The following is a 3,409-nucleotide window of genomic DNA, read 5'->3' as shown; positions in this document are numbered from 1 at the left end:
CGCCTTACTGTGGATTTAGGAGGATGGAATGGACAGGAATTTTCTGGACGAGGGGCAGGCGCTTTGGCTTGAGACGGTGAACCGTTTCATGGATGACGAGGTGACTGTCGAATATATCCGCAAATGCGACATGAACCGCGACTATCCCTATGAAGCCTATGACAAGATCGCCAGGCAGGGCTGGCTGGGGCTGCTGTTCAAGGAAGAGGACGGCGGCGCCGGCGGCGACATCTTCGACTACACGCTGATGGCCGAGGGCCTGGGCAAATACGGCTTCGACTTCGCCGCCGCCATCCTGGTGCCGACCTTCACCGCGATGAACATCCAGAAATACGGCAGCGAAGAACAGAAGGCGCAATACATCAAGCCCTTCATCGACGGCAAGATCCGCTTCTCGGTCTCGATCTCGGAACCGGGCGCGGGGTCGGACGCCTCGAACACCGCCACGCGGGCGCGGCGCGACGAGAACGGCGACTGGATCGTCACCGGCTCGAAGCTGTGGTGCTCGGGCGCGGCGGCGAACAACACCGTCATCGCCATGCTGGTGCGCACCGATGCCGACGACAAGCATGGCGGGCTGTCGATCCTGCTGATCCCGAACGACACGCCGGGCATGGTCATCAACAAGCTGCCGACGCTGTCGCGCCACGCCACCGGCACCACCGAGATCTTCCTCGACGAGGTCAAGGTGCCCGGCAACGCCCTCCTGGGCAAGGAAGGCCAGGGCTGGGAAATCATCCTGGCGCATCTGGAGCTGGAACGCTGCTCGGTCGCCGCCGCCTATGTCGGCAACGCCCAGACCGCGGTCAACAAGGCCACGCAATACGCCCATGAACGCATCCAGTTCGGCCGCCCGATCTGGGACTTCCAGGTGCTGCGCCACATGCTGGCCGAGCGCCAGACCGAAGTCGATGCCGCCCGCCTGCTGTGCTATCGCGCCGCCCGCATGGCGGCCGCCAAGATCCCCTGCTCGCGCGAGGTGTCGATGGCCAAGCTTTATGGCTCCGAGACGCTGAAGCAATGCGCGCTGACCGGGATGCAGGTGCTGGGCGGCCACGCCAACCTGCCCGAGGCCGACATGGAGCGCTACCTGCGCGAAAGCGTGCAGTCCACGATCGGCGGCGGCACCTCGCAGATCCAGAAGACGATCATCTCGAAGTCGATGCGGCTCTGACCCGCGTCGCGCGGCGCCGCCGGTCGCCTCCCCGCCGCGGCGCCGCCTCCCCCAAGGAGGATGCAACCCATTGAAAGGATGAAGCCATGATTGCGGACAATCGCGTCAACACCCCGCTGGACGAGCTGGAAATCGGCCATGTCTTCCGCTCGCCTGGCCGCACCGTGACCGAAACGGATGTGGTCAATTTCTGCATGCTGACCGGCAACTGGATCGAGATCCACTCGAACACCGAATATTCGTCCAAGACCCGCTGGGGCGAACGCATCGTGCAGGGCCAGCTGACCTTCTCGCTGATCTCGGGGCTCCTGCAGTTCGGCCCGGCGATCCAGGCCAATTACGGCGTCGACAAGCTGCGTTTCCTGCACCCGGTCAAGATCGGCGACACGGTCTATGCCACCGGCGAGGTCATCGCCAAGAAGGACAAGGACGACAAGTTCGGTGTCGGCACCTTCCTGATCAAGGCCTATAATCAGAACGGCGACGTGCTTCAGCGCAGCGAATGGTCGATCCTGATGCTGCGCAAGCGTGCCGACCTGGAAGAGCTGATGGCCCAGGCCACGCCGATCTTCAAGGACTGACGCCATGAGCCCCAGCCCCGCCACCGGCCCTGTCGCCGCCATCGTCGGCATGGGCGATGCCTATGCCAGCCGCGACAACCGCAAGGATCCGATGCGGCTGGCGGTCGAGGCCGCCCGCGCCGCGCTGAAGGACGCCGGCATCGGCCGGCAGCAGGTCGATGCGGTCTTCACCGGCCGCTCGCCCTGGGCCGACAAGCGCTCGCAATGGTCCAACATCTTCATCTCGCACATGCAGATGCCGGTGACGATCAACAGCGAGCTGACGATGCACGGCGCGGGCCTGACCGCCAGCCTGGGCATGGCCGCGCAGATGATCGCCGCCGGCAAGGCCGAATACGTGCTCTGCCTGCAAAGCGACGCCACCGAGCTTTTCGTCGACGCGGTGGCCATGGGCGCCGAGGCCGATGCCGACCCGCAGTTCGAGATCCCCTACGGCCCCACCATCCCCTCGCTCTATGCCCAGGCGGCCTGCCGCTACATGCACGAGTTCGGCGTGACCGAGGAGGATTTCGCCCAGGTCGCCATCGCCAACCAGGCATGGGGCGTGAAGCACCCCCATGCCGCCAAGGCCCGCTTCGGCGAGATCGACGCGCAGAAGGTGCTGGCCTCGCCCTATGTCTCGAGCCCGCTGCGGCGCTGGATGTGCTCGACCTGGGGCGGCGGCACCGGCGGGGCGCTGGTGGTGACCTCGGCCGGGAACGCCCGCAACTTCGCGGCGCCGGTCTACCTGCTGGGCTACGGCTCGGCCTCGACCCATGAATACCTGGGCGACCGGATGAACATGCGCCGGGCGCGCTTCGACACGCTGGGCCCGCTGCCCAACATCACCCATACCGCGACGGCCGAGGCGGCGCGCCAGGCCTTCGCCCAGGCCGGCATCGGCCGCGACGACATCGACATGGCGCAGATCTCGGTCAATTTCGCGCATATGGGGCCGATCCTCCTCGAGGACCTGGGCTTTGCCGAAAAGGGCAAGGGCGCGCGGCTCTACCGCGAGGGGCGCACCGGCATCGACGGCGACCTGCCGCTGGACACCAACGGCGGCTGGCTGTCCTTTGGCCAGCCGGGGATTTCGTGCAACATGGACAGCTATGTCGAGGCCATCCGCCAGCTGCGCGGCACCGCGCTGGGGGCGGCGCCGTCGAAGCGGCCGCAGACGGTGCTGGTGCAGGGCTCGGGCGGCATGCTGGCGGCCGGCGCCGTCGCCATCCTCGGCAACCGGACCTAAGGGGAGACGCCATGGAAATCGAATATGTCGACGGCTTTCCGCAGCCTTATGCGCAGATGGACGCCGCGCCCTACTGGCAGGCCTGCGCGCGGGGCGAGCTGACCTACCAGCATTGCACCGGCTGCGGCGCGGTGGTGTGGCCGGCGCGGTCCTTCTGCCCGGAATGCGACGGCGAGGCCCTGGAATGGCGGCGCTCCTCGGGCAAGGGGCGGATCTATTCCCACAGCACGGTGGGCCGCGGCCCGACCCCGGCCTGGCAGGCGATCGCGCCCTACACCGTCGGCTTCGTGGTGCTGGAGGAGGGCTATCACCTCTTCACCCAGATCGAGGGCAAGCCCGAGGACATGCGCATCGGCCGCCCCGTCGAGGTCGCCTTCATCAAGCGCGGCAGACACACCCTGCCCGTCTTCCGATGCGCAGAATGAA

Annotated in this window: 4 protein-coding genes; all 4 read left to right on the top strand. The window is 66.6% G+C overall.

Annotation, left to right across the window (positions count from 1 at the left end):
• The first annotated feature begins 28 nt into the window (after window positions 1–28).
• The 4 genes from FE811_RS26195 to FE811_RS26180 all read left to right on the top strand — a co-directional run bounded on the left by FE811_RS26195 (window position 29) and on the right by FE811_RS26180 (window position 3,408).
• Window positions 29–1,174, top strand: a complete 1,146-nt coding sequence (locus FE811_RS26195) for an acyl-CoA dehydrogenase family protein (RefSeq protein WP_116222638.1) — start codon at window positions 29–31, stop codon at window positions 1,172–1,174.
• Window positions 1,175–1,260: 86 nt separating this feature from the next.
• Window positions 1,261–1,755, top strand: a complete 495-nt coding sequence (locus FE811_RS26190) for a MaoC/PaaZ C-terminal domain-containing protein (RefSeq protein ID WP_036761367.1) — start codon at window positions 1,261–1,263, stop codon at window positions 1,753–1,755.
• 4 nt (window positions 1,756–1,759) lie between these two features.
• On the top strand, window positions 1,760–2,983 hold the full coding sequence (locus tag FE811_RS26185; RefSeq protein WP_116220608.1) for a thiolase family protein: 1,224 nt from the start codon (window positions 1,760–1,762) through the stop codon (window positions 2,981–2,983).
• Between the two features lie 11 nt (window positions 2,984–2,994).
• Window positions 2,995–3,408 carry a Zn-ribbon domain-containing OB-fold protein gene (locus FE811_RS26180; protein ID WP_116220609.1) on the top strand — a complete coding sequence of 138 codons (414 nt, stop codon included), beginning with the start codon at window positions 2,995–2,997 and terminating at the stop codon, window positions 3,406–3,408.
• Window position 3,409: the final 1 nt, after the last annotated feature.

Source organism: Paracoccus sp. FO-3 (genome assembly GCF_006386455.1).
Taxonomy (GTDB): Bacteria; Pseudomonadota; Alphaproteobacteria; order Rhodobacterales; family Rhodobacteraceae; genus Paracoccus; species Paracoccus versutus.
Note: the sequence above shows the minus strand (reverse complement) of the source record. Positions and strands in the feature narration are given on the sequence as shown.

Excerpts from the sequence above, each read along its gene's own strand:
- FE811_RS26190 (WP_036761367.1), top strand. The coding sequence starts at position 1,261 with ATGATTGCGGACAATCGCGTCAACACCCCGCTGGACGAGCTGGAAATC.
- FE811_RS26195 (WP_116222638.1), top strand. The coding sequence starts at position 29 with ATGGACAGGAATTTTCTGGACGAGGGGCAGGCGCTTTGGCTTGAGACG.
- FE811_RS26185 (WP_116220608.1), top strand. The coding sequence starts at position 1,760 with ATGAGCCCCAGCCCCGCCACCGGCCCTGTCGCCGCCATCGTCGGCATG.
- FE811_RS26180 (WP_116220609.1), top strand. The coding sequence starts at position 2,995 with ATGGAAATCGAATATGTCGACGGCTTTCCGCAGCCTTATGCGCAGATG.